The following is a 26285-nucleotide window of genomic DNA, read 5'->3' as shown; positions in this document are numbered from 1 at the left end:
AGCACTTCTCTGACTAACTCTCTTGTAACTAACCATACTTTGACCCACTAGGCTGACTATGAACCAGGATGAACTGAAGGCCGCCGTAGCGGACGCAGCGATTGAAGAAATTAAAGCTCAGTTGGAAAAGGATACCATCTTAGGTATTGGCACCGGCTCTACGGCGAATCTGTTTATTGATCGCCTAGGATCATTGCGAGACCGCTTTAAAGGCGCAGTAGCGAGCTCTAAGGCGAGCGCCGAGCGTCTTGAGAAACTGGGCATTGAGGTGTTTGAGCTTAATAGCGTCGGCACAGTACCCTTTTATATTGACGGTGCAGACGAAGTTAATGCTCACTTACATATGATTAAAGGCGGTGGCGCTGCGCTTACCCGCGAGAAAATCGTGGCTGCCTGCGCCAAACGCTTTATCTGTATCGCCGATGGCTCAAAGTACGTGCCCCAGTTAGGCCATTTTCCGCTACCGGTAGAAGTCATCCCCATGGCTCGCTCCTATGTCGCCCGCGAGCTTGTCGCGCTTGGCGCCGAGCCGGTCTATCGCCAAGGAGTGGTCACCGACAATGGCAACCAAATTATCGACTGCTATGAATTTATGATTGCAGACCCCGTGGCCATGGAAGCACGCATCAACGCTATCGTCGGTGTTGTCACCAATGGCCTGTTTGCCGCACGCGGCGCGGATGTTCTACTGCTAGGCAAAGAAGATGGCGTAGAAAGGATTGCGCTTAAATAAAGGTTCTTAGATAACGTTACTGGCTAACAAGATAGCAGTGAAGCCAATCCTGTCAGGGTACGATCAAGTGCGCCTCTGTGTGCCTCAATTACCGCGCACCCTGCTTGCCCCGCCTGCAGGGCACGCTCAGGGTTAACGAAATAGCCTGCTACGGCGTCTGCCAGCGCCTCCGGGGTATCGACCAGGGTTAGCGCTCCTGCCGCTTGCAGCGGTTCAGCCACATCGGCGAAGTTCTCAATCGAGGGGCCACTAAGCACCGGCCTGCCTAGCGCCGCCGGTTCAAGTATATTCTGTCCGCCCAGCGCCACTAGGCTGCCCCCGACAAAGGCCACACGGCCCGCTGCATAGAGCATGGCCAGTTCACCTAACGTATCCCCCAGGTAGACCTGCGTTTGTGCCGTCACGGGCTGCTGCTGGCTACGGCGGCTTAGGATCCAGCCTTCGGTTTGACAAAGCTTGGCGACATCGTCAAAGCGCTGGGGGTGGCGGGGCACGAGTACCAGCAGCGCATCAGGGAAACGGTTCAGCAGTTTGCGATGGGCGTTAAGCAGTAGCGCTTCTTCGCCGTCTCGGGTGGAGCCCGCTACCCAAACCGGACGTCCTCCCCATGCTTGAAGTAAGTGTTCACCCTCTTCAAGGGGCTTATTTTGGCTAGCTATTTCAAATTTTAGTGACCCAACGACGCGAGTGATCTCCGTGCTGCAGCCGAGGGTATTAAAGCGTTCGGCGTCTGCTGATGATTTTGCAGCGAGCCAGCTAATCTCGGCGAGGGTACTGGCCATTAGCGGGCGCAAACGTTGGTAACGCTTAAAGGCGCGAGGAGATAAACGCCCGTTCACCACCGCGACGGAGACACCCTGCTGTCGACAGGCGTGGATCAGATTAGGCCACAGCTCGGTTTCAAACAGGATGGCAAGCTCGGGGTCAACACAGCGCACAAAACGTTTGGAAGCACCTGGAAAGTCCAGCGGCAGAAAGCGGTGAGAAAGTCTTGCCTGATCGGCTGGGGGGTGCTCGCTAATGAGCGCTTGAGCCTGCCCGGCACCGGTCGCGGTCATGGTGGTGAGCAGCAGGCTATGGGCTGGAAAATCCGCTAATAGCCCCTCAATCAGCGGACGCGCAGCGCGTACTTCCCCCACCGAGGCACAGTGCAGCCAAATGCGTGGCGCTGGGGGAAGCGGCTGAAGGCGCAAACCCAGCCGTTGAAGGCGTGAGTATGTGGGTACTTGCTCACGCCAGATACGCCAGCCAATCAGTAGCGAGAGTGCATACAGCGCCGCTGAGTAGGCAAGCCGAGGCCAGGCAGGTGAAGACATCAGAGGTTTCTTAGCGCTCACGATCTAGAATCGAACTAATCATCGCCGAGGTCGACACGCCATCTTCAAAGCCCAGTACTTTAACCTCGCCACCATTAGCGATAACGGCCGCGCCCCCGGCGATATCTTCTGGCCGGTAGTCGCCACCTTTGACTAAAATATCGGGTAGCACCGCTTCGATCAGCGCCTGAGGGGTGTCGTCACTGAACGGCACAACCCAATCGACAGCCCCTAACCCCGCCAACACCTGCATACGCCGGTTAAGCGGATTAATCGGCCGCTTGGGCCCTTTCAGGCGAGCAATGGAGGCGTCGTCGTTAACCGCGACAATTAAACGATCGCCCAGGCGCTTGGCCTGCTCCAGATAAGCGACATGGCCTGCGTGCAGGATATCGAAGCAGCCGTTGGTCATGACCACCCGCTCACCGCGAAGTTGAGCAGCGCGCACCGCCTCGATCAATATATTCGGCTCAATCACACCAAACTCGGCCAGCTTATCGCCATGCAGCGCAGTGTAGAGCTCGGCGATGGAGAGCGTTGCCGTACCCGGTTTGGCCACGACCAGCCCGGCCCCCAGGTTGGCCAACATCATCGCTTCGGGAAAAGCGTGGCCCGCCGCAAGCGCCAGCCCCATCAGGCCGATAACGGTATCCCCTGCCCCGGTTACATCGAAAACCTCCTGAGCGCGGGTAGGTAAGTGCAGCGGCGCATGCCCTTCGCGGATCAGCGTCATGCCCTTTTCGCTGCGGGTAATCAGCAACGCTTCCAGCTCCAACTCTGCGCGCAGGGCTTCGCCACGACTCGATAACTCGGCATCCGTCGCACAGGAGCCAACCACGGCTTCAAACTCGGTTAGATTGGGGGTGATTAAACTAGCCCCACGGTATTTGCTGAAATCCTGCCCTTTCGGATCGATCAGCACTCGCTTGCCCTCGGCCCTTGCGTTGGCAATCAGGTTTTCCACCTGATTCAGGGTACCTTTGCCATAGTCGGAGAGTATGACGACATCGCATTGGGGTAGCGCCTGCTCTACCTGCATCACTAGCTCGCTGGTATCAACTGTGTCCAACCGCTGCTCGAAATCCAGGCGCAGTAGCTGCTGGTTACGACTCATCACTCGCAGCTTCGTGATCGTCGGTACCTGAGCGCTACGCTGGAAGTAAGTACTTACACCCGAGGCATTCAAACTAGCTTGTAGAATCTGTGCGTTGTCATCGTCGCCGAGCACACCCGCCAGCACTGCATGGCCGCCCAGGGAGGTAATGTTCAGCGCCACATTGGCGGCCCCACCTGGGCGGTCTTCGACATCTTCCACACGCACCACCGGCACCGGCGCTTCAGGAGAAATGCGCGAGGTACCGCCATGCCAGTAGCGGTCTAGCATCACATCCCCGACAACCAGAACGTGGGCATGCTCTAAGGCGGTTAAATCAATCTTCATCAGTGCTGCTCCCTGCGCTGGCGGTAGAGGCGGTATGCGCCAACAGTGTGTCCAGTTTAGCGATAACGTCGTCGGCTTTAATCAGCATCATGGCACTGGGGTGACGCACCCGCTGGCCCCAACTCACCTCCTCTACCGACTTATGCAGATAGGTACGTACCGCTTCAGGGTATGCGTTGACCACAAAATCACGCCACAAATAGGGCGCCGCACGCTGGGGATTGGTCGAAGCATAGAGTCCTAACGCCGGGGTGCCCATGGCATTGGCCATATGGATAGGTCCGGTATCCGGCGCTATTACCGCTTGGGCTTGATCAATCAGCGCTAAAACCCCTTTTAGCGAGGTGCCGCCAATGGCGTTAATCACGCTTGCGGGCTGGCACAGCGCTTCAATTTGATCGCCTATTTCCCGTTCCAGGGCGCTACCACCGCCGGTTAATACACTTTTAAGACCGTGCTGCACCCAAGCGTGTTCAATCACGCTTGCGTAACCCTCTACCGACCAATTACGAAAATTACGCAGGCGCACGTTGCTGCAAGGGTTAATGACCAGATAAGGCACGTCACCACTGATGACTTGGGCTTCATTGCGTGCCGTATCGGGCACCGGCAAATCCCACGATAGGTGGTCATCGTTTACACCGAGCACCCGAGCGAAGTCCATAAAGGACTCCAGTACGTGGGCATTGGGGTGCGGCGCGAGCTGATGCTGGGTGAACCAGTGCTGAGCGTCTTTGGCGCGCGCCCTGTCATAGCCCACGCGGACGTCGGCCTTCAGCCCCAGAGAGAGTACGCTGGCACGGATGGCCTGCTGCATATGCAGCAGTACATCGAAACGCGTATCAGCAAACTGCCGCCATAATGCGCGCATACCGGCAAAACCGGTCGACTTGTCGTAAACAACGAACTCGACCCCGGAAAGCCCCGCCAGTAGACTGTGCTCCCCCTTACCGATAATCCAGGTAATGCGCGCATCGGGCCACTGACGCTGCAACGCCCGTACCGTGGGCACGAGATTGCACACATCTCCTAGGGCGGAGAGGCGCAAAATGGCAATGTGGTTAGGCTGAACAGGCAGAGAGGGCTTCATGCGCTTAGCGGCACTCCAGCAGAGAAATTGGCTGATTTTACATGATGTAGACAGTTTATGTGACGCGCCGGGAACACACCAAATTGATCCCGACCTATTCACTCGCGACTACTGGTGTGAACGCGGATTAATTGTGGGCGAAGCACCTGGCCGGGGCAGTAGCCTGTTTTTACAGGCAACGCCGACCGAGCAGTGGGTATTAAGGCCCTATCGCCGGGGGGGCATGGCAGCCAAATTCAGTGAGAAACGCTATTTATGGAGTGGCGCTGAGCGCACCAGGGCATTTCGTGAACTGCGCTTAACCGCCAAGCTTTTTGAGCAAGGGCTGCCGGTACCCCGCCCCGTAGCGAACTGCGTTACCCGCTATGGGCTTACTTATGAAGCCGCGTTGATTACCGTGCGCATTGCTGGCGCCAAGGCATTCGCTGAGCTACTCGTCAACGATCTGGCGGATGAAGCGTTATTAAAGCGTATAGGTGCTATGATTTACCGCTTTCATCAAGCGGGGCTTGACCATGTTGACCTGAATGCCCGCAATATTTTGATCGACCCGAGTGGCGAGCCTTGGCTGATTGATTTTGACCGCTGCAGGCTACGGTCTCCAGGGAAATGGGAGAAAGAAAATTTAGAGAGACTGGAGAGGTCTGTACACAAATTTAAACCTGCTACGCCAACCTCTCTTATCATTCAAGGATACAGAGCAGCAAGCTGACTTACTCATTGTTGAACTTGGTTACAGTTTTTAAATTATGAGGTCTAGACCTGGGTTAATCGACGACGACGACGAATCTTAGGCTGCTTGAGTGCCATACGGATGCGTTCCCTCCACGATAGCGAGGACGCCAATGTCTTGCTATCAATAGGCCAAGCAGTATGGCGAGAATAGGCAATAAAGTCTTCCTGGAAAGGATGCACACATTTGGCATGCCATGGCTTGACCGATCCAATGAAATGCACGATACGCGGATGGTGAATAGCTGTTTCCAGAGAGGCCATATGTGTAACAAGATGCGGGTAACGCTTCTCTACAGCCGCATAGGCCGTCGGTTGAAAGTTCCACTCCACCGGTAACCAGCACCAATCCCCTTCCAGCACTCGATTCAGGGCATCCTGATCTGGATACCGAAAGTTGTCGCCCTCTCTGTCAAGGCATGCCAAAGCCCTTTCACCCACACACTTTTCACGCCAAGCCGTCATATCGACAAGCATTACCCCTGAGTTGAAGTAGTCATCCGGTAACTTTCGAGCCCCCCTGCTGGAAGAGCTATATAGGTTAATAGTAGCCGCAGCGGTATGACCATTGAGCGGCATAGACCATAACTCGGAGAGGTCACTACGAACTAATAAATCACAGTCAAGGTAAATGATGCGCTTACAATCGGCAGGCAGATAACGATGCATCAGCAGGCGAAGCAGCGCTGCGATACCAAAGCGACCAGCCTTGAATCCTTGCAACGCCGCTACGTCGACGTCGATGATATCAAGGGCAGCACCGGATCGCTCAACGGATTCACGTAGGCTATTTTTAGTCTCCTCGCTCATACCTGGCGTCAGCATGAAGAAGCGGATCTGCTCAATATTAATGGCATGGGCGATAACCGAGGCCATAACCACAGAACCATACCGAGCATAGGATTCATCTGCACACAGAACAATATTCATTGTGCCTCTACACTGATCGTCCGATTTTCACCGAAAAGGTAGGAGGACATCCCGACCCCACCGAAAATGATAAAAAAATACATACCAGAACTGAAAATCAGATAGGACTCAAACAAGTTTATGATGAAGAAAAATACCCACGACACGAGTATTCCCATTCCCAAATATTGGTGCCCCCTCCCAAGTAACATAATCGTTCCCCTGAGAATCATCACTGTCAGCGCAGCTAGTGCTGCCAGCCCTGACACACCATATGCCAATAGGATTTCCAGGTAGACGTTATGGAAATGGCCAAACATGTCTTTCAGCCAATCGGGGAAAGGCCCTTCATCAATCAGCGAGTTCCGGCTCTTAGGCCCCCATCCCGTCAGAGGTCTTTCCTTAACTTTTTCCCATCCATATACCCAGGTATGAATACGTATACCAATACTACTGAGAGGGACATCATCGAGGTTGCCTTGCCCGATAGTTTCGATCACATCCTGCTCATCTAACAGCCGCTTTTCAATAACCGGCACCATCGTGATCACCGTAAGTGTGAGCACGCCGACGAGGGCAACAACTGGAAACAGCAGTTTGGGGCGCAACCAGCGTCGTTGTCTTTGCTTAATGAAACGACACAAGCTAAAGACTATCAAACTTAGCAGTATCACGGTCAGGGCTAACCAGACCGCCCGAGTTTGGGTTACGACAACGCCCACCAAACCAAGTAGTGTCAAAGCCAACGCCAGCCCCCACTCGGGCTTATTAGCGCCGCAACGCAGACATCTGACTAGCCAGCCCCCCCCCATAATCAGTAGTAGGCCCAAGTAAAAAGCCGTATGTTGGGCATTGGTGTACCCAAAATCGACCCGCTTGCCTGACAGACCCGCCATCCAAGTTTCAGTGTTTGAATTAATAGCTAAAGAAGTGACGATTCCCGCTAAAAAGATAAACAGTAAATACTTGGCAGCATTTATAGAGCCTCTCAGCCACCAAGCCACTGCAATACAAAGAAAAAGTTTGGTCATATGCCGTGCAGCTTTGATCTGCCCATCGGCAACCTCCGGGAAGCGTTCTATAGCAAAGAAATACACCCAGACCTGAAGTGCAACAAAAGCGATGAAGAGCAGAAAAACCTTATTCCACTTAACTGCTGGGTCAGGCTCCTTGAACCAAGCAATGACAAAACATAGAAGAAATACTGACTCCGCCGCACGAGAAACGTCAAAATTGATAAGCCACGAAAAAGCATAAACAGATAACGCAATCCAACCAACGGCATTATTTTTTGTCTTCCAACCGCATTGCGGCTCTTCTCTACCCCGTTCCATCTATCCGCCTACTCCTGATGTGAGTTCTCCGCCCGCCCCGAAATACCCAGCGAGTCGCTCGACACTCACCAAGTGTTATCAATTGATTTTTCAAGGACGTTAGGATATCAGAAACCACACCGGTGCTAGCCTAATTCATATGGGGATAACCTGCTGCGCAATCTTAGCAGGGCATCAACAGAGCGGTTGCAAACAGATGGCTAGGTGGATAAGGTCTTGAGCATCATGACCTTTTTTTAAGCCATAAAAATGGTGTAATTTATTGATTATAAACAATATTATTGTTTATAATCTGCCTATACTCTTTCTCTTTCAGACCTGTTTCAGAAATAACGCGGGCCCATTCGCTAACGAAAACCATGGCACATCGATAACCTTCACTCACTTGCCTATTACGTGTATAGGCACTTTCACTCATTAATGTCATGAAATCATTCATATCTCCTCAGCCATCCTGTCATAGCGTCTGAAGCATGCGCTATCCTGGTTTCATAATCGGCACCAGCGCGACTAAACAACCCTGTGATACAACTTCCGCCCCACCAAAAGGACTCGCCCACATGAAGGTATTAATTGTTGTGCGTACGTTAAAAATTGGCGGCATGGAGCGAGTGGCGGTGAACCTTGCCGACGCTTTTGCTGAACAGGGTCATGAGAGCCATTTAATGTATTTTAAGCCGCGTCCGCCTCAGTTAGCACCGAGCAATGAGCGGGTAAATGTCCACCATTTCGCACTGTCTCGTGCTATGTGGACATCAGGTGTAGGTGGCATTATCGAGGTGGTGGCACGCTTGCTCAATAGCGTGTTAAGGAAGAGCTACTTTTTATTGTCGGGCTGGTGGGGTGGCAAACTTTTTCGCCGTGAAATACGTCGCCTTGAGCGTCAATATGGCACTTTTGACCGGATCATTTTCCGCGGTATCGGTACCTTTGAAACGGTATGGTCTTTCCAAGATCCCCGTGCCTGTTATGTTCTGGAGAATATCGTTAAAGCGCCCCCTGACCATGCCGCCTGGCTAGAGCGGCTAAAAGCACGCTGCCTTTTTCATAACAAACACTTAGTTACAGTATCCCACGGTGTTGAACAGCAAGTCGCCACTGCTCTGCAAACGCTACAAGTCAAGCCGCTCTCGCTGAGAACCATCACCAACCCATGCCCTTTAGCGACCATTCGCAAAGCCATGCGCGAAGATATTCCAGAGCGGCCCCCTTCCCCGTATTTACTCAACGTAGCACGCTTGGTGCCGCAAAAAAATCACCACCTACTGCTACGAGCATACGCCAAGATGCACACCACCCTTCCGCTAGTAATTGTCGGCGAGGGGCCACTGCGTGCAGAGCTGGAAGCGCTAGCCGGTGAGCTGGGTATTGCAGCGCGGGTGACTTTTGTCGGTCGCCAATTAAACCCTTATCCTTGGATGCATCATGCGCGCCTATTCATCTTGAGCTCTGCCCACGAAGGGCTTGGCATTGTGCTGCTTGAAGCGCTGGCTTGCCAAACGCCTATTGTCTCGGTCGATTGTCCAGGTGGGGTACGTGATATTATGGCCGGAGAGCTGGAAGCTTACCTTTGTGACATGACGCCGGAGGCCTTAGCAGACCGTGTCGATGCCATTCTTAATGCTGACGGCTACGCTATTGATGAACGTTGGCTGGAACGCTTTTCTCCAGCGCACATTACGACTGCCTTTTTGCAAGAGATGCCTGCACAATGATATCGGCTAATATTATTACCTTTAATGAAGAAGCCAATATTGCGGACTGTATTGCTTCCGTTCGCCAGGTATGTGACGACATCGTTGTAGTGGATTCAGGCAGCCAAGATCGCACCACTGCTATCGCGCACGAGTTAGGTGCCCAAGTGGTTCAACAGGCCTACCTAGGCGACGGCATTCAAAAAAATATCGCGCTAGCGCATGTAAAATATGACTGGGTGCTCAGCTTAGACGCCGATGAGCGTCTAACGCCAGAGATGGTCGAAGCGATCAGGCAGCTCGACCTTTCTGCAACCGAACATGACGCCTTTGCCTTTCGTCGTCGCAATATGATTGGCTCACGCTGGATTAGAGTCTGTGGATGGTATCCGGATTACTGCATTCGACTCTACAACCGACACCATGCTCGCTTTGCTGATGTAAAACAGCACGCCAGCATAGGGGCTTCTAACCCCAAGCGACTTAATGCAGATATAGTGCATTACTCCTTTGCTAACCTAGGCCAGTTATTTGCCAAGCCAGGACGCAATTTCAGCGGTCGTGCGGCCAAGATCATGTTTCAAAAGGGGAAACGGGCTAACGCTTTCTCGCCATTTACCCATGGCCTGAATGCCTTTATTCGCAAATATATTTTTCAGCGAGGCTTCATGGGCGGGGTCGATGGCATGACCGTTGCGATCAGCGCAGGACTCAATAGTTACTTAAAGTATGCCAAGCTACTCGAATATCAGCGCGACCCAAAAGTCCTCGAAGCCGAAGACTTTAAAAAGGTTTGGTGATTGATGCATATTACCCATGTCAATTTGGCGCGCGGTTTTCGAGGCGGCGAGCGCCAAACTGAGTTATTAATTAAGACGTTAGCAGAACAGCCTGAATACGATATTTCACAAACACTGGTTTGCCGTCGTGACTCTCCCATGCGCCAACACCTGCAGGGTGTAGCGCGACTCGATTTCCAGACAGCCAATCATCAGTTAGCAGGGCATTTTCATTTCGGCGCGACATCGGCCAACAAGTCACAGCTGGTGCACGCCCACGATGCAAAAGGCGTTCATTGGGCTTACTTACACTACCGTTTGAAAGGCACGCCCTACTTAATTACACGCCGTGTCGATTCACCCGTCAAACGTAAGTGGTTTAACCAGCAGTGTTACTCTCATGCATCCGCCAGAGTTGCCCTTTCCCACATTATAAAAGGGCTTCTGGAAGATAATCAGTGTGGCGACGTTACTTTAATCGCCAGTGCTCATGCCCACTTAATACCCTCGTCTGAAGCGACCCACCATTCCGTGATGATTTTACCGGTAAGTTTTTGGTTGGCCATGCGGGCGCAGTGGTTGACCGTCATAAAGGCCAACGAGTGCTCTTACAAGCTGCTCAAAAGCTTGAGCATCAAGCACCTGATATACAGTTTATTTTGCTAGGCGATGGTGAAGATACGGAAACGCTAAAAACAGAATACTCGTCGCTTGGCAATGTTTCCTGGCTGGGGTTTAAAAGCAATATTGCCGACTATCTGGCTGGCCTGGATGTGTTTGCGTTTCCTTCACGCAATGAAGGCTTGGGCTCTGTGTTACTGGACGTCATGCAGCTCGGTGTTCCTGTCATTGCTACCAACGTTGGCGGCATACCCGATATCGTTAAGCATGAACAGACAGGGTTACTGATACCGTCCGGCGACGCCGATGCACTGGCTAGCGGTATTATGCGATTAAGACAGGATGTCGCTCTTCGGCAGCGATTGGTTCAAGGAGCCACTGAGCGTTTAGATCATTATAGCCCGCAGTCAATGACTGCATCGTACTGGCACCTCTATCAAACCATAGTGAGCGAATAATGATGTTTGCGGCTTCTGCAAAAGCGCATAAAAACCTTCATAAGCTGGGCTTTTATGCGCAGCATACCGTTCACCGCCTGATTCCCAGTACGTTTCTACAACGGCAAAGAATCAGCTTACTTCACTCATTAAAGCGTCTGCCGGAAGAGGAGCAGCAACACTTACTTTTCCGAGTTAACTACTGTAACCAATTGAAAGACACTGTTGAGTTGCCGGGTTCAGCAAAAAGCTTATCTGGATTCAAGCGCGAGAAAAGCGGCACTTATTATTTGGACTTACTCAGTATATTGCGCTACTTCCCGCCTGAACTACGCTTCTGCCATCGCTTTGGTGATGTAACCACCGTGCCAGACGCGCCGACTTTGGTGAAAAGCCGCCCCATTAATGACCACAATCAAAACTCGGTTTTACTTAAGTTAAACCGTGTTCGCCATTACTACACGGTGAAAGATCCTTACCGCTATGATGACAAGCTTGACCTTGTGGTATGGCGGGGTTCTTGTCATCAAGAACACCGGCGACAATTCGTTCGAGATTTTTATGATCACCCGCTATGCAATGTGGGTGACATTCACAAAAATGCCCATGGCCAGCCCTGGCATCGCCATTTTATGTCGGTACAGGAGCAACTGAAATATAAATTCGTGCTCAGTATAGAAGGCAAAGATGTTGCAACAAATCTCAAATGGATAATGGCCTCCAACTCACTCTGTTTTATGCGACAGCCGCGCTTTGAAACATGGTTTATGGAAGGCACTTTGTTACCTGACTATCACTATGTGAAGCTCAAGGATGATTACTCAGATCTGGAGGAAAAAATCATCTATTACCAGGACAACCCCGCGGCGGCCAAAAAAATTATCGGTAATGCCAACCGCTACTTCGCTCAATTTATGAATACGGGCCAGGAACGTTTGCTAGGCCTTTTGGTGATGCAGAAATATTTCGAGCGCACCCATCAACTTCTTCCTGAGTAGCCGTTATCATCAGAGCCATCTATTTTTCTGTCATAGCCATTTTCACTGTTTATATTAGGTAATAGTCATCAGAAGTTATCGCTCTTTCATTGCATGGGATACCGCGAGGCTGGCCACCATAGCACTGACGCTAATTGGCCTCTGCATGGGTTATGCCACCACGGTCATGACCCGCTTGCCCTGGTGGACGCTATTTTTTGTAGCGGCCGTGTGGATTGGCGTGGGCTTAAAGTTACGCTGGGGCCATCCTGCGAACGCTCGTTATCGTAAAATGTGGCCCTGGTCGCTGTTACCGCTAAGCCTATGGGGTGTGTACGTTTATCTGGCGGATAGCTTTGGCATCGTCGACCTAGGCGCGGTGTTTTTTCACCTTCAAGCCGGTATGGCCGAACACGGTGGCGCAGGCAAAATGATTTCCGCGCTACTCTATACGCTGATAATGATCGGCGTACTGGCAGCGGTAACGTGGCTGTCACGTCATGACCAGCGCTGGCGCTTAGCTGAGCGTTTTTTCGCTATTCTGTTATTGGCTAGCAACCCGCTGCTTTATGGCCTAGGCCAACGCAGCGCGTCGATTGTCACCGATGATGGAGCCTGGCTGGATCGCCGCTACAAGCCCCCCCCCACTGAAGAGCTAAGGGATGCACCTAACTTACTCATTCTGTACCTGGAAAGCATTGAGCGCACCTACTCCAATGAGCTATTTGGGGATGCCTACGCCGACCTTAACGCCCTGGGTGAACAAGGTGCTGTTTTTGAGGGCGTGCGCCAAATGGACAACACGGGGTGGACGATGGCTGGCATGATTGCCAGTCAGTGTGGAGTGCCGCTGATGCCCGCCGGGCTTCTCCACGATAGCCAGTTTGAGCCGCTATCGAAGGTTGTCCCTGGCGTCGATTGCCTGGGAGACATCCTTGCGGAACAGGGCTACCAACTAAGCTATCTAGGCGGTGCTAGCACACAGTTCGCCGGCAAAGGACTGTTCTACAGCGGACATCAATTCACTACGGTCAAAGGCCGTGAAGATTTAGAGCCCGATCTAGAGGATCCTGAGTACGTTAATAGCTGGGGGCTGTATGACGATACGCTGTATGACATCACTGCCGATGAGATCAGACGATTAGACAATGAAGATAGCGGCCCCTGGGGCGTGGTTAGTCTTAATTTGGCAGGCCATGCGCCAAATGGCTACCCTTCCCAGTCCTGTGTGGAAGAGCAGGGAGAGTTCGATGGGCAAGATATTCTTTATTCGGTGAAATGCTCTACTTGGCTTGCACGAAATCTGGTTGAACGCTTGGAATCTGAGGGGCTTCTCGATAACACCTTAGTGGTCATACTTAGCGACCATTTGACGATGCGCGTTTCTGTCTGGGATCAACTGACCGCGTTAGACCGCGACAATACGCTCATCATGCTGAGTAACGGTATCAAGCCACAGCGTATACGGCGCGACGCTACCATGCTGGATGTTTTCCCCACGATACTCGATGCGTTGGGCTTTAAATTGGAGCGCGACCGCGCAGGCCTAGGCACTTCGCTTTTCAGCAACAACCGAACGCTGGTAGAGGCGCATGGTATCGAAGTGCTTAATGAGCGCTTGCGAGAGGAGACAGCGCTGCAGCACCGCCTTTGGGAGGGCATCTCCCCGCAGCGGCGCGAGCCCGATGAATCTTCTCAAGCCCCCTCTCAAGAACAAACTCTGGAGACGCCTGCTGATGTGGCAGACGAAGTCGAGCTCATCCATTAACGATCACACTCTCCCAGTGATGAGTCGCATGAATCTGTCGATAGACTTGCTCAACGCTGAGCTGATTAAGGCAGTTGGTGTGCCCCAATGGGCAGGTACGTTGAAAGCAGGGAGAGCAAGAGAGCGCTAGGTAATGGATGACGGCGTTATCGGTCAATGGCGGCGTGTAGGCAGGCGATGAAGAACCGTACAGTGCATGGATGCGAACGCCGACCGCGGCAGCCACATGCATTAACCCCGAGTCATTGGTAACGACCTGCCGGCAATCCGCCAGCAGATCAACCGCATCGGCCAGCTGGGTTTTGCCACACAGGTTATGGGCATGGGAAAGTCCCTGCGTGATCTGTTCTCCCGCCGGATGATCCTTTGCCCCACCGAGTACGCGGACTTCAAAGCCCTCTTTCACCAGTCGTTTGGCTAATGTATGAAAATAACTCACCGGCCACTGCTTGGCGGGGCCATATTCAGCGCCCGGCATCATGCCAATCGCCGTGCGCGAAGAGAGCGAGTGTGTCAGGCGTAAATTGACCAAGTTATCTCGGTCTATCTGGAGGCGTGGCTTGGGCAGCGCAAACTCACCGCTGGCTGCCTCTTCCAGGGGGAGGCCCAGCGATACAAAGCGTTTCACCGTTTGATCCAGCACTTGCTTGTCGAGCTTGCGGCGCTCCTTGAGAAGCCCATAGCGGTGCTCACCTAGAAAGCCTATACGCTCTGGAATACGTGCCATAAAGGGCACCAGTGCAGCTTTCCAAGAGCGAGGCAGTACAATGGCGCGGTCAAAACGCCCGCGCAGCCGGTTAGCGAGTTCGCGGCGGCTGGACAGGCCAAACTCACCGTGCCCCACTGCCAACGGCAGTACTTCGTCCACTTCAGGCATACGCTCTAAAATAGGCTGAGACCAGGCTGGTGCCACCACCGCGATTGTCGCCCCTGGCTGACGGGCTTTTAAGGTCATGAACAGGCTCTGTGCCATGACCATATCCCCCACCCACGAGGGGCCAATCACCAGCAGTCGCTGTGCTGAGTTAGCCATTAAGCCACTCCAGGTAAGCATTCACCCCTTGAGCAACGGTTTTAAACTCAACATCGCAGCCACTCTCACGTAGTCGGCTGATATCAGCTCGGGTATAGCTCTGATAGCGCCCTTTAAGCTCTTCGGGAAACGCAATGTAGTCAATCTCGCCCTTGCCGTAAAAGTCGATGACCGCCTCGCCAATCGCTTTAAAGGGTTCCGCACGACCAGTCCCCAGATTAAAAATGCCGGACTGTTCGGGATGATCCAAAAACCATAGGTTTACATCGACCACATCGCCGACATAAACGAAGTCACGGCTCTGCATACCGGCTTCAAAACCGTCGTAGGCGCCAAACAGCTTGAGCGTTTCACCATTACGAATTTGCAGATGGTTGTGATAGGCCACGCTGGCCATTTTGCCTTTATGCTGTTCACGGGGGCCGTAGACATTAAAGTAGCGGAACCCCACCACCTGGGTGGTTAATTCACTCCAGCGCGAACGCACGTGCTGATCGAACAATAGCTTTGAGTAGCCGTATACGTTAAGCGGCTTTTCGCACTCGGGCGCCTCTCTAAATATCTCGCTACCGCCATAGGTGGCGGCTGACGAGGCGAACAAGAAGGGGATATTCTGCTGCTCGCAGTAATTAAGCAGTACTTTGGAGTACTCGAAATTATTCTCCATCATGTAGTGACCATCCCACTCGGTGGTATCCGAGCAGGCGCCCTCATGAAAAATAGCATCGATCTTGGGTAGGTCGACGCTATCACCGCGCAGGGCAGCTTTTACCCTGGCAAGGAAATCGTCCTTATCGAGGTAATCCGCCAGCGTGCAGTCGGCCAAATTGACGAATTTGGTACCATCGCGCAAATCGTCAACGACCATCACATCGTTTCGCCCACGGGCATTCAATGCTTTGACTATGTTGGCTCCGATAAAACCGGCACCGCCTGTTACCACAATCATACTGTTCTCCTTACCTAAAGCGGCTTGTTGGCCTATGTGCCTATAACCCATCTGTCTAGGATTGTATACTTGACGCCTTATGAATTCATGGCCAACGGTGCTTTCCGCGATGAGTGTCTCGACAAACCAATCGACACCCGATGTGTCGACCTTTCAAGGCTTGATCCTTGCTCTGCAGCAGTACTGGGCAGAACAGGGTTGCGTCATCCTGCAGCCGCTCGATATGGAAGTCGGCGCGGGCACCTTCCACCCCGCCACCTTTCTGCGGGCGATTGGTCCCGAAACCTGGAACGCTGCCTATGTACAGCCTTCCCGACGTCCTACTGATGGCCGCTATGGCGAAAACCCTAACCGCCTTCAGCACTACTACCAGTTCCAGGTAGTGATGAAGCCGTCGCCCAGTAACCTGCAGGATCTTTATCTGGGCTCGCTCAAACGCCTTGGACTTGATCCGCTGGTTCACGATATCCGCTTTGTCGAAGATAACTGGGAATCCCCTACCCTAGGCGCCTGGGGCCTGGGCTGGGAAATCTGGTTAAACGGCATGGAAGTCACCCAGTTTACCTACTTCCAGCAGGCAGGTGGCATCGAATGCTACCCAGTCACCGGCGAACTGACCTATGGACTTGAGCGTATTGCCATGTACCTGCAGGACGTCGACAGCGTTTATGATCTCGTTTGGGCCATTGCCCCCGATGGCAGCAAAGTGACTTACGGCGATGTTTACCTGCAAAATGAGCGCGAACAATCCGCCTACAATTTTGAGCACGCTGACGTTGATCAGCTGTTTGCCAACTTTGATCACCAGGAAAAAGAGTGTGGCAAGTTGCTCACTGCCCGCCTGCCGCTTCCGGCCTACGAGCAAGTCCTGAAGGCATCACACACCTTCAACCTGCTGGACGCCCGTCACGCTATCTCGGTCACCGAGCGTCAGCGCTTTATCCTGCGCGTACGCACGATGGCCCGGGATGTCGCCACTGCTTACTTTGAGTCGCGTAAGGCCGAAGGTTTCCCCATGGCGCCAGAAATACTTCGCCGAGAACTGTTACAAGAGCTACTCGCCGATCAGGGAGACAACTAATGGCTGTAAATACCCTTTTACTGGAACTCGGTACAGAAGAGCTTCCTCCCACGGCCCTGGACGCGCTTTCCGATGCGTTTGCCGCAGGAATAGAAAAAGGCCTGCAAGAAGCGGATGTTCCCTTCGCTAGCGTTACCGCTTATGCAACGCCACGCCGTTTAGCGGTTCAAGTGCGTGAGCTGGCTGATAAGCAGCCTGACCGCGACGTTGAGCGACGTGGCCCAGCGCTGGCGGCTGCCTTTAAGGACGGTGTTGCTACCAAAGCTGCGGAAGGCTTCGCCCGCTCCTGTGGCGTCAGCGTCGACGAACTGATTCACCTGGAAACCGACAAAGGCACCTGGCTAGGTTTCCGCGAGCAGCAGCAAGGGGAAACGATTCAAGCGCTGCTACCCGAGATTATCCGCAAGTCCATCAGTGCTCTACCTGTGCCTAAAAACATGCGCTGGGGTGCTTCACGGGTTGAGTTTTCCCGCCCCGTTCACTGGCTGGTAGCACTTTATGGTAGTGATGTAGTGGCCGCTGAGGCGCTGGGCCTAGAAGCTAGCTGCACCACCTATGGCCACCGTTTCCACGCCCCTGATGCCCTCCAGTTGGCTCATGCCGACGAGTACGTGACTGCGCTGGAAAATGCCTATGTACTGGTGGATCGAGAGCAGCGCCGCGAGCGCATCCGCGAGCAGGTGTTGGCAGAAGCTGAGGTTCAGGAAGCCAATGCGGTTATCGACGAAGATCTGCTGGTAGAAGTGAGTGGCTTGGTAGAATGGCCGGTCGCCCTCACGGGTAGCTTCGATGAGCGCTTTCTGGAAGTCCCCGCTGAGTGTTTGATCTCCTCAATGAAGGCTAACCAGAAATATTTTCACCTGTTGGATGACGCTGGCAATTTGAAGCCGCTGTTTATCACCATTGCCAATATCGACAGCGCTGACCCCGACCAGGTCATTGCCGGTAACGAAAAAGTCATTCGCCCGCGCTTGGCCGATGCAGCGTTTTTCTACGACACCGATCGCAAGCGCACATTAGCTTCGCGCATACCACAGTTAGAGAGTGTGGTGTTCCAACAACAGCTAGGCACCTTAGCGGATAAAGCGCGCCGCAGTTCGGCTATTGCGACGTTTATTGCCGAACGCATCAATGGCGACGAAGCTCACGCCCAGCGCGCCGTGTCGCTCGCCAAGTGTGACCTTGTGACGGAGATGGTGCTCGAATTCCCTGAACTCCAGGGCATTATGGGACGCTACTACGCCAAGCAGGATGGCGAACCCGCGGAAGTTGCTCAAGCCCTTGAGGAGCAGTACCTGCCCCGCTTTGCGACTGATGCGATACCCCAAAGTGCTACAGGCAAGGCCTTAGCTCTGGCGGATCGACTGGATACCCTAGTGGGCATCTTCGGGATTGGTCAACGTCCAACCGGTGCGAAAGATCCTTTCGCTCTACGTCGTGCTTCGATTGGCGTGCTTAACATTCTGGTCAAAGGTGAGCTGGATCTTGACCTGCGTGAGCTACTTACGGTTGCCTCTGAGCAGCACCAGAGCCTCCCCAAGGCTGAGGGATTGGTTGAGGACGTGCTGACGTATATGCTGGATCGCTTCCGCGCCTGGGGCCAGGAAGAGGGCATCAGCGCTGAAATGTACCTTGCCGTACGTGCGCGCCCAGTCACTAACCCGCTAGACTTCGCGCGCCGCCTCCGCGCTGTTAAGGCCTTTGCTCAGCGTGACGAAGCATCTGCGTTGGCGGCTGCTAACAAGCGCGTTTCAAATATTCTAAGCAAGCAGAAGCATGACGCTAGCACGTCGGTCAATCAAAGCTTGCTACAGGAAGATGCCGAACGAGCGTTGTTTGATGCTGTAACCGGTTGCCAGGCACAGGTGGCGCCGCTATTTGCTGCCGGTGACTATCAGCAGGCACTCGACGTACTTGCCACACTCCGCGATCCCGTGGATGCCTTTTTTGACCAAGTAATGGTGATGGCAGACGATCCGACTATTCAGCGTAATCGATTGACGCTTCTTGCAAGCCTTCAAGCACTGTTTCTAGAAGTCGCCGATATCTCGCTGCTCCCTCAGTAGTCGTCGACTAATTGTTCGCAACCCAAGCCCAGCCCCAGCGGTTGGGCTTTTTGTTGTTTGACGGGAGTATGTGTTTCACGTGAAACACTTTTGCCAGATCAGGGTAAGATAGTTTGAAAACTGGCGGGCAGAAAGCACCACCTGGCAACCGTAACAATAGGATCTCTATGCTAAATGCCGAGAAACTTGTCATCCTGGATCGAGACGGCGTCATCAACCATGACTCTGATAACTACATCAAATCTCTCGACGAGTGGGTGCCCTACCCCACTTCAATCACTGCCATTGCCCGCCTTACTCACGCGGGATACACCGTTGCCGTTGCGACAAATCAATCGGGCATTGCCCGTGGCTATTATGATGAGGCAACCCTCCATACAATGCATGAACACTTAATAAGGTTAGTAACATCGGAAGGTGGTCATATCGCACATATCGTTTACTGCCCCCATGGGCCAGGTGATAATTGCCGATGCCGTAAACCCTTGCCAGGAATGCTGCGAAACATACAACAATACCTGGGGTTAGAAAGCTTAACAGGAAGTTGGATGGTCGGTGATAGTCTACGGGATCTTCAGGCGGGCGAAGCAGTAGGCTGTAAAACAGCACTGGTCAGAACAGGAAAGGGAGTTAAGACGGAGCAAAAAGGCGTTGGCCTTGAAAAAGCCAAGGTCTTCGATGATTTAGCGCAATTTGTTGAGTGGCTCATTAAATAGCTAACCGACACCGAGTTGGAGAGTCTAAACGCTTTGCGTTGCTTGGGAAAATTTGACTGAAACGAAGTACCCTCTCCTGCTCTAAACGCATCCTGCCACTTTATCTACCAATAAAAGCGCGCTATGGAATACATAGCGGCGCTTTTTATAGTGACATTAAATCATGCAAAGGCAAGGCTCGTTAACGTAGTGTTCACGTGAAACACTTACGAGCACATCCATATCTTACACGTCTAAATTTGCCACCAGTGCGTTGGTCTCAATAAAGTCACGACGCGGCTCAACGTCATCACCCATCAAGGTATTGAACATCATATCAGCACCAACAGCATCTTCGATCGTTACGCGCAGCATGCGGCGGCTATCGGGATCCATGGTGGTATCCCAGAGCTGATCCGGGTTCATTTCACCCAGGCCTTTATAGCGCTGTACGGATAGCCCACGCTGCCCCTCTTGCATCAGCCAGGCAAGTACTTCCGAGAAGTGCGATACAGGCTTCTGGCGCTCGCCACGGGCAATAAAGGCACCCTCTTCCAGGAAGCCATCCAGGGTTTCGCCCAGTTCAGCAATGCCGCGGTAGTCGGCGCTTTCAAAGAAGTCGAGACCCCACATATACTCAGTCGTGACCCCGTGAGCAACCAGAGAAACCGTAGGTAAGAACAGCCCGCGCTCAGAATCTTCTTGAAGATGGAAGTGATAGCGCGGCCCGCCTTCATAAGCCACCATATCGTCCATAACCTTCTGCAGTTCGGCTATCCAGTTCTCCATGGTCACACGGTCTTTCAAACTCTCTTCACCTTTCAGCGCCGACACATGCACAATTTGCTTGAGTACTTCATTGGGATAAACCCGTGACAAACGATCAATCCGCTTCATTACGTTGCGGTACTGATTCACAAGTGCTTCAAGCTGAGAACCCGAAATACCGGGTGCGTTGGCGTTTACATGCAGGCCTGCGCCGTCTAAGGCTGTGGTGGTTAAGTAATCCACCATCGCCTGCTCGTCTTTCAAATAGAGCTCTTGCTTACCGCGCTTAATTTTATACAACGGCGGTTGAGCGATGAAGATATGGCCACGCTCAATCAATTCCGGCATCTGACGGAAGAAGAACGTCAACAGCAGTGTGCGGATGTGCGACCCATCGACGTCGGCATCGGTCATGATAATAACCGAGTGGTAACGTAACTTATCGGGGTTAAACTCTTCACGGCCAATACCACAACCCAGTGCCGTGATTAGCGTACCCACTTCTGCAGAGGAGAGCATTTTATCGAAACGCGCTTTTTCGACGTTCAGGATTTTCCCTTTGAGCGGCAAAATAGCCTGAGTGCGACGATCGCGCCCCTGTTTGGCACTGCCACCTGCCGAGTCACCCTCCACCAGGTACAACTCCGACTGGCTAGGATCTTTTTCCTGACAATCCGCCAACTTGCCAGGTAACCCGGCAATATCCAGCGCGCCTTTGCGTCGGGTCATATCCCGCGCTTTCCGAGCTGCTTCACGGGCACGTGCCGCGTCCAGCATCTTATTAACGATTGCCTTGGCTTCGTTAGGCTTTTCAACAAGATACTCGGAAAACTGGCGGCTCATTTCCTGTTCAACCGCTGTTTTCACTTCACTGGAAACCAGCTTATCTTTGGTTTGAGAAGAGAATTTTGGATCCGGCACTTTAACCGAAATAATCGCGGTCAATCCTTCACGCGCATCGTCACCGGTGGTATTAACCTTGGCTTTTTTGAGCAGGTTTTCCGCTTCAATATAGTTGTTGAGCGTACGGGTAAGGCCAGCACGAAAACCCGCCAAGTGGGCGCCACCATCTCGCTGTGGAATATTATTGGTGTAGCAGAAAATATTTTCAGTGAAGGCTTCGCTCCACTGCATGGCCACCTCAACCTCAACGCCATCATCTCGAACAGCGTTAAAGTGGAACACAGGGTTAATTACGCTCTTGTTCGTATTGAGATGATCAACAAAGGCTCTTAAACCGCCTTCGTAATGGAACAGCTCCTCTTTACCGCTGCGCTCATCCATCAATCGAATGGCCACGCCAGAGTTCAAGAAAGAGAGCTCACGCAGCCGTTTAGCTAAAATATCAAAATGAAACTCGATATTGCCAAACGTTTCTGCAGATGGACGAAAATGAACACGCGTACCGCTTTTTTCGGTTTTGCCTACAACTGCTAATGGTGCCTGTGGGACACCATGATGATACATTTGCTCAAACACTTCACCTTGGCGCCAAATCGTCAAGCGCAGCTCTGCAGATAGCGCGTTGACAACGGAAACGCCTACACCGTGTAAGCCACCGGAAACCTTATAGGAGTTATCATCGAATTTACCGCCGGCGTGCAGAACCGTCATGATAACTTCAGCAGCAGAAACCCCCTCCCCTTCATGCAGTTCGGTAGGTACGCCACGGCCGTTATCGCTAACGGTGACCGACTCATCCGGGTGAATGACAACGCGAATTTCGCTGCAATGCCCAGCCAACGCCTCGTCGATGGAGTTATCCACCAATTCGAAGACCATGTGGTGCAGCCCGGTACCGTCGTCGGTGTCACCAATATACATACCTGGCCGCTTACGCACCGCGTCCAGTCCCTTGAGCACCTTAATGCTTGATGAATCGTAAGCCTGCTCGCTCATTGACCACTCCGTCGTGAAGTCTGCCTCATCCCGTATCGCCTACCCCTTACTGCGCTGGCATTATACCGCGGCAGCTTGCTTGACCACACGTTTAGCGGCCTACAACTAGCTATCGCTTAACAACTCACTGAGCCCCTCTTTGGTATGTTTCACGTGAAACATTCCTACAGGGGTTCCAGTTCGCCAGGCATTTTTTAATGCAGAAGGTTCGACACTGGTAATAAATGCTTGGCACTGCATATCTTCGAGTAGCTCACAAAACTGTTGCCTATTCTGCTCGTCAAGCTCTGCTGGCAAATCATCGATAAGATAAATACAGTGCCGCTGTGCTGTTCTTTCCAGAAACCGCCCCTGGGCGAGCTTTAACGCACTCACCACTAACTTTTGCTGGCCTCTGGAAAGCACTTCAACAGCAGGCTGTTTATTTATCCTGATGCGTAAGTCTGCGCGCTGTGGCCCTTGCTGAGTAAACCCCATCTGCTGATCGGTTGGCCGACTATCATGTAACACCGCCGCAAGAGATCTCTCTTTGTCCCAACCTCTGGCGTAATGGAGCGACAAACCCGGCAAGGGAAGTAGCACTTTAAGGGTCTCTTCAAAGACCGGTAAAAAGTTGCTGAACCAATCTCGACGTAGCGTATCCATCTGCTCGCCCCAAACGGCTAGCTCATGCTCCCACACCGCCATTTCCTGAGGATGTATTCTACCACGCCTGAGCAGCGCATTCCGATGTTTCAACGCACGCCGGGTATGCTTCCAGATTGCTAAAAAATCGTGTTTCACGTGAAACACACCCCAGTCAAGAAACTCACGCCGACCGGCGGGAGAACCTTCAAGCAATCGAAAAGCATCCGGGTTAATTAACTGAAGTGGCATCGCCTCTACCAGCTCCGCCAACCGAGCGTGCTTGTCACCTTTCAAACGCAGCTCAAGCTCCCTCTGCGCACGTAACCGGCGTACGCCAAGGGTAACCTCAGGCTCACCACTTAAACGCCCATACAGCGTCATATACGGCTGATCCATTTGGATCACGTGTTTTAACTGGCGCGTGCGAAAAGAGCGCCCCATTCCTAGGATATGGATACCTTCCAATAGGCTGGTTTTTCCGCTTCCATTGGCACCACTAATAACATTGACCCGCGAAGAGGGCGTCATCTCAACAGGTTGCAGGTTGCGCACAGCGTGAAAATTAAGCAGTGTCAGGCTCATCCTATTATCACCACTTAAAAAGTCCTCGAAAGCGAGTATTCAAACGCGTTAGCGGCGCTTCTGCTACCAGAAGCGCCGCTAACATGGCTGCCGTATCGATTGTCATGCCTCTATACAAAACCGTTTACAGGCGCATAGGCATAACAACATAAAGCGCATCGCCACCGCCGGGCTCTTCCAACAAAGCACTGCTGTTGGGGTCAGCCAGAGTAATTTGTACGCGATCTTCATTAAGTACGGTTAACACATCAACCAAATAGCCAACGTTAAAACCAACTTCCATCGCCCCACCGTTATACTCGACGGCGATATTCTCCTCGGCCTCTTCTTGCTCCGGGTTGTTAGCCATCACTTTGAGGTTATTCTCCTCAAGATAAAGACGCACACCGCGGTACTTCTCATTAGAGAGAATGGCAGTACGCGAAAGCACCTGACGCAGCTCGGCACGCTCTGCAATCAATACCTTATCGCCATTACGTGGAACGACGCGCTCATAGTCAGGAAATTTACCGTCAATTAACTTGGAGGTGAAAGTAAAGTCACCGGTATGAGCACGCACATGGCTGGAGCCAAGCGTTAAACTGACAGGCTCATCGCTATCATCTAACAGGCGTGATAGCTCTAAAATGCCCTTGCGCGGCACAATCAGCTTTTGAGACTGGCTAACAGAGACTTCGATTGGGCGCGAACACATCGCCAGACGGTGCCCGTCAGTGGCAACCGTGCGTAGTAAATTACTTTGAATTTCCAGTAGCATACCGTTGAGGTAATAACGCACATCCTGCTGCGCCATAGCAAACGAGGTAGCTTCGATCAGGTGCTTTAAGGTGCCACGTGGAACACTAATCTCCTGACTACCGTCTGCATCCTCAATATTGGGAAATTCAGCTACTGGGAGAGTCGAAAGTGTAAAACGCGAACGACCACTGCGAAGTACCGCACGCCCCTCTTCCACACCTAGCTGAATGTCCGACTGATCGGGTAGTGATTTACAAATATCCATCAACTTACGCGCGGGCACTGTCGCCGAACCTGCCTGATCGACCTGGCTTGCCACCGTGCGACCAACGAGCTCAACTTCTAAATCAGTGCCGGTGAGCGACACTTGGTCACCCTCAACCTGAATCAGCACATTAGACAGTACTGGCAGCGTTTGACGGCGCTCAACAACACCAGCGACCAGAGTCAGCGGACGTAGCAGCGCCTCTCGGGAAATCGAAAATTTCATCAATACTCCGGTTCTATAACCTGAAAGACCTGCGCGTAACAGGCCCGTCCCATGGGTGATTAACTGGTCAACAGGCGCAGTAAATTCTTGTAATCCTCACGAATATCCGCGCTCTCTTCCTGCAATGATTTCACTTTTCGGCAAGCGTGCAACACCGTTGTGTGGTCACGCCCACCAAAGGCATCGCCAATCTCAGGCAAGCTGTGATTGGTGAGCTCCTTAGCAAGCGCCATCGCCACCTGACGAGGGCGAGCAACTGAGCGTGAACGACGCTTGGAAAGCAGATCCGCCACTTTAATTTTGTAATATTCGGCAACCGTACGCTGAATATTATCAACCCCTACCTGCTTATCCTGAAGGGCTAACAGGTCTTTCAGGGACTCTCGAATAAAGTCTTGGGTAATCGTTTTACCCATGAAATGCGAATCAGCAATGACTTTTTTCAATGCCCCTTCCAATTCGCGCACGTTGGAACGAATTTTCTGGGCAATAAAGAAAGCCGCATCATGAGGTAAATCGACCTTAGCTTGGTCGGCCTTTTTCATCAAGATAGCCACCCGGGTTTCAAGCTCTGGGGGCTCTATCGCGACCGTAAGACCCCAACCAAAGCGAGATTTAAGGCGCTCCTCTACTCCACTGATCTCTTTAGGATAACGATCAGAGGTCAGGATCATTTGCTGACCACCTTCTAATAGCGCATTGAAGGTATGAAAAAACTCTTCTTGAGAGCGCTCTTTTCCCGCAAAAAATTGAATGTCATCGATAAGTAACGCATCAACACTGCGGTAAAAGCGTTTAAAGTCATTGATGGCGTTAAGCTGGAGCGCTTTCACCATATCAGCGACAAACCGCTCGGAGTGCAGGTACACCACCCGGGCGTTTTCACGCCGAGTTGCCAAAGCATTTCCCACTGCATGCATCAAGTGGGTTTTACCCAGGCCGACACCGCCGTATAAAAATAAGGGATTATAAGCACCACCGGGGTTTTCAGACACCTGTCGAGAGGCCGCACGAGCTAATTGGTTCGACTTACCTTCTACAAACGTATCGAAAGTAAAATTCGGATTAAGCCCGCTGCCATGTTTCAGGCTGCCTTCCACCTGCACCTGACGTTCATTATTGCGCCGGCTCGGCGCTTCATCACGCAACCTGTCGATTTCGCGCTCATCGGCAATATCGCCACGGGGTGGCGTATGTACCGCTGGCGATGACGGTCGCGAAGATGAAGCCGATACAGGATTACCTAAATCACGATGCTGAGGGGCCTGGGTTGCCAAGCGCCGACTGCCCACCGTCAAGCTTACCTTGGGCGGTTTGGCTGGTGCGAGTTCCCGCATCAGCTCACTAATCCGCTTGGCATACTTATCGCTCACCCAATCGCGCACGAAGCGGTTCGGCGCCAATAAGCGCAGCTCGTTGGACTCTCCTTCTTCTGCCTGCAGCGGGCGTATCCAGGTATTGAACTGTTGTGAATTCAGCTCATCCTGCAGGTTGTCCAGGCACTGTTGCCAAAGCGTCAGTGACAC

21 protein-coding genes are annotated in these 26285 nt (G+C 52.5%); 10 read left to right on the top strand and 11 right to left on the bottom strand.

Features of this window, described 5'->3' with window-relative positions; all coding sequences use genetic code 11:
• Positions 1–58: 58 nt before the first annotated feature.
• Positions 59–733 carry a ribose-5-phosphate isomerase RpiA gene (rpiA, locus tag OM794_RS00105; protein ID WP_226248840.1) on the top strand — a complete coding sequence of 225 codons (675 nt, stop codon included), beginning with the start codon at positions 59–61 and terminating at the stop codon, positions 731–733.
• Between the two features lie 23 nt (positions 734–756).
• Here rpiA and waaA read toward each other — a convergent pair whose 3' ends face one another.
• The 3 genes from waaA to OM794_RS00090 are packed head-to-tail and all read right to left on the bottom strand — an operon-like array spanning position 757 to position 4580.
• Complete coding sequence (gene waaA / locus OM794_RS00100; RefSeq protein ID WP_226248842.1) at positions 757–2049, bottom strand: lipid IV(A) 3-deoxy-D-manno-octulosonic acid transferase; 1293 nt, start codon at positions 2047–2049, stop codon at positions 757–759.
• Positions 2050–2059: 10 nt separating this feature from the next.
• Complete coding sequence (gene hldE, locus OM794_RS00095) at positions 2060–3490, bottom strand: bifunctional D-glycero-beta-D-manno-heptose-7-phosphate kinase/D-glycero-beta-D-manno-heptose 1-phosphate adenylyltransferase HldE (protein ID WP_226248845.1); 1431 nt, start codon at positions 3488–3490, stop codon at positions 2060–2062.
• On the bottom strand, positions 3480–4580 hold the full coding sequence (locus OM794_RS00090) for a glycosyltransferase family 9 protein (protein ID WP_226248847.1): 1101 nt from the start codon (positions 4578–4580) through the stop codon (positions 3480–3482). Before OM794_RS00090 ends, hldE begins: the two co-directional genes overlap by 11 nt.
• Here OM794_RS00090 and OM794_RS00085 point away from each other — a divergent pair.
• Complete coding sequence (locus tag OM794_RS00085; protein WP_226248849.1) at positions 4579–5292, top strand: 3-deoxy-D-manno-octulosonic acid kinase; 714 nt, start codon at positions 4579–4581, stop codon at positions 5290–5292. The two genes, OM794_RS00090 and OM794_RS00085, sit on opposite strands and share 2 nt — an antisense overlap.
• A 44-nt stretch (positions 5293–5336) precedes the next feature.
• Here the strand turns inward: OM794_RS00085 and OM794_RS00080 are convergent, their stop codons facing one another.
• Both OM794_RS00080 and OM794_RS00075 read right to left on the bottom strand, forming a co-directional pair.
• Positions 5337–6242, bottom strand: a complete 906-nt coding sequence (locus tag OM794_RS00080) for a glycosyltransferase family 8 protein (protein ID WP_226248851.1) — start codon at positions 6240–6242, stop codon at positions 5337–5339.
• Positions 6239–7555 carry an O-antigen ligase family protein gene (locus OM794_RS00075; RefSeq protein WP_226248854.1) on the bottom strand — a complete coding sequence of 439 codons (1317 nt, stop codon included), beginning with the start codon at positions 7553–7555 and terminating at the stop codon, positions 6239–6241. Before OM794_RS00075 ends, OM794_RS00080 begins: the two co-directional genes overlap by 4 nt.
• A gap of 560 nt (positions 7556–8115) precedes the next feature.
• On the opposite strand from OM794_RS00075, the gene OM794_RS00070 reads away from it, so the two are divergent.
• The 5 genes from OM794_RS00070 (at position 8116) to OM794_RS00050 (ending at position 13831) form a co-directional block, all read left to right on the top strand.
• The gene (locus OM794_RS00070; protein WP_226248857.1) at positions 8116–9270 is read left to right on the top strand and encodes a glycosyltransferase; all 1155 of its coding nucleotides are present in this window, start codon (positions 8116–8118) and stop codon (positions 9268–9270) included.
• Positions 9267–10049 (top strand): glycosyltransferase family 2 protein, encoded by a 783-nt coding sequence (locus OM794_RS00065; protein WP_088698223.1) that lies wholly within the window; start codon positions 9267–9269, stop codon positions 10047–10049. The genes OM794_RS00070 and OM794_RS00065 overlap by 4 nt, the downstream gene beginning before the upstream one ends.
• 581 nt (positions 10050–10630) lie before the next feature.
• Positions 10631–11107, top strand: coding sequence for a glycosyltransferase (locus OM794_RS23220; RefSeq protein WP_320442896.1), 477 nt, complete (start codon positions 10631–10633; stop codon positions 11105–11107).
• On the top strand, positions 11107–12084 hold the full coding sequence (locus OM794_RS00055) for a glycosyl transferase family 90 (protein WP_226248878.1): 978 nt from the start codon (positions 11107–11109) through the stop codon (positions 12082–12084). The genes OM794_RS23220 and OM794_RS00055 overlap by 1 nt, the downstream gene beginning before the upstream one ends.
• A 145-nt stretch (positions 12085–12229) precedes the next feature.
• Positions 12230–13831, top strand: coding sequence for a sulfatase-like hydrolase/transferase (locus OM794_RS00050; RefSeq protein WP_226248879.1), 1602 nt, complete (start codon positions 12230–12232; stop codon positions 13829–13831).
• Here OM794_RS00050 and waaF read toward each other — a convergent pair.
• Positions 13821–14864: a lipopolysaccharide heptosyltransferase II gene (gene waaF / locus OM794_RS00045; protein ID WP_088698227.1), complete on the bottom strand. Its 1044-nt coding sequence runs from the start codon at positions 14862–14864 to the stop codon at positions 13821–13823. The genes OM794_RS00050 and waaF overlap by 11 nt on opposite strands.
• A complete protein-coding gene (gene rfaD, locus OM794_RS00040) occupies positions 14857–15813 on the bottom strand; it encodes an ADP-glyceromanno-heptose 6-epimerase (RefSeq protein ID WP_226248882.1) in 957 nt (318 codons plus the stop codon). The genes waaF and rfaD overlap by 8 nt, the downstream gene beginning before the upstream one ends.
• Positions 15814–15922: 109 nt before the next feature.
• Between rfaD and glyQ the strand changes: the two genes are divergently transcribed.
• The 3 genes from glyQ to gmhB all read left to right on the top strand — a co-directional run bounded on the left by glyQ (position 15923) and on the right by gmhB (position 19676).
• Complete coding sequence (gene glyQ / locus OM794_RS00035; RefSeq protein ID WP_226248884.1) at positions 15923–16894, top strand: glycine--tRNA ligase subunit alpha; 972 nt, start codon at positions 15923–15925, stop codon at positions 16892–16894.
• Entirely contained in the window at positions 16894–18960 is a 2067-nt protein-coding gene (gene glyS / locus OM794_RS00030) for a glycine--tRNA ligase subunit beta (RefSeq protein WP_226248888.1), read from the top strand. Before glyQ ends, glyS begins: the two co-directional genes overlap by 1 nt.
• 167 nt (positions 18961–19127) lie before the next feature.
• A complete protein-coding gene (gene gmhB / locus OM794_RS00025; RefSeq protein WP_226248890.1) occupies positions 19128–19676 on the top strand; it encodes a D-glycero-beta-D-manno-heptose 1,7-bisphosphate 7-phosphatase in 549 nt (182 codons plus the stop codon).
• Between the two features lie 225 nt (positions 19677–19901).
• Here gmhB and gyrB read toward each other — a convergent pair whose 3' ends face one another.
• The 4 genes from gyrB to dnaA all read right to left on the bottom strand — a co-directional run bounded on the left by gyrB (position 19902) and on the right by dnaA (position 26285).
• A complete protein-coding gene (gyrB, locus tag OM794_RS00020; protein ID WP_226248892.1) occupies positions 19902–22322 on the bottom strand; it encodes a DNA topoisomerase (ATP-hydrolyzing) subunit B in 2421 nt (806 codons plus the stop codon).
• A 105-nt stretch (positions 22323–22427) separates the two neighbouring features.
• Positions 22428–23531, bottom strand: a complete 1104-nt coding sequence (gene recF / locus OM794_RS00015; RefSeq protein WP_226248894.1) for a DNA replication/repair protein RecF — start codon at positions 23529–23531, stop codon at positions 22428–22430.
• A gap of 124 nt (positions 23532–23655) precedes the next feature.
• Positions 23656–24759 (bottom strand): DNA polymerase III subunit beta, encoded by a 1104-nt coding sequence (gene dnaN, locus OM794_RS00010; protein ID WP_088698234.1) that lies wholly within the window; start codon positions 24757–24759, stop codon positions 23656–23658.
• A 59-nt stretch (positions 24760–24818) separates the two neighbouring features.
• Complete coding sequence (gene dnaA, locus OM794_RS00005; RefSeq protein WP_088698235.1) at positions 24819–26285, bottom strand: chromosomal replication initiator protein DnaA; 1467 nt, start codon at positions 26283–26285, stop codon at positions 24819–24821.

The organism is Halomonas sp. BDJS001, assembly GCF_026104355.1.
In the GTDB taxonomy this organism is placed as follows: Bacteria; Pseudomonadota; Gammaproteobacteria; order Pseudomonadales; family Halomonadaceae; genus Vreelandella.
Note: the sequence above shows the minus strand (reverse complement) of the source record. Positions and strands in the feature narration are given on the sequence as shown.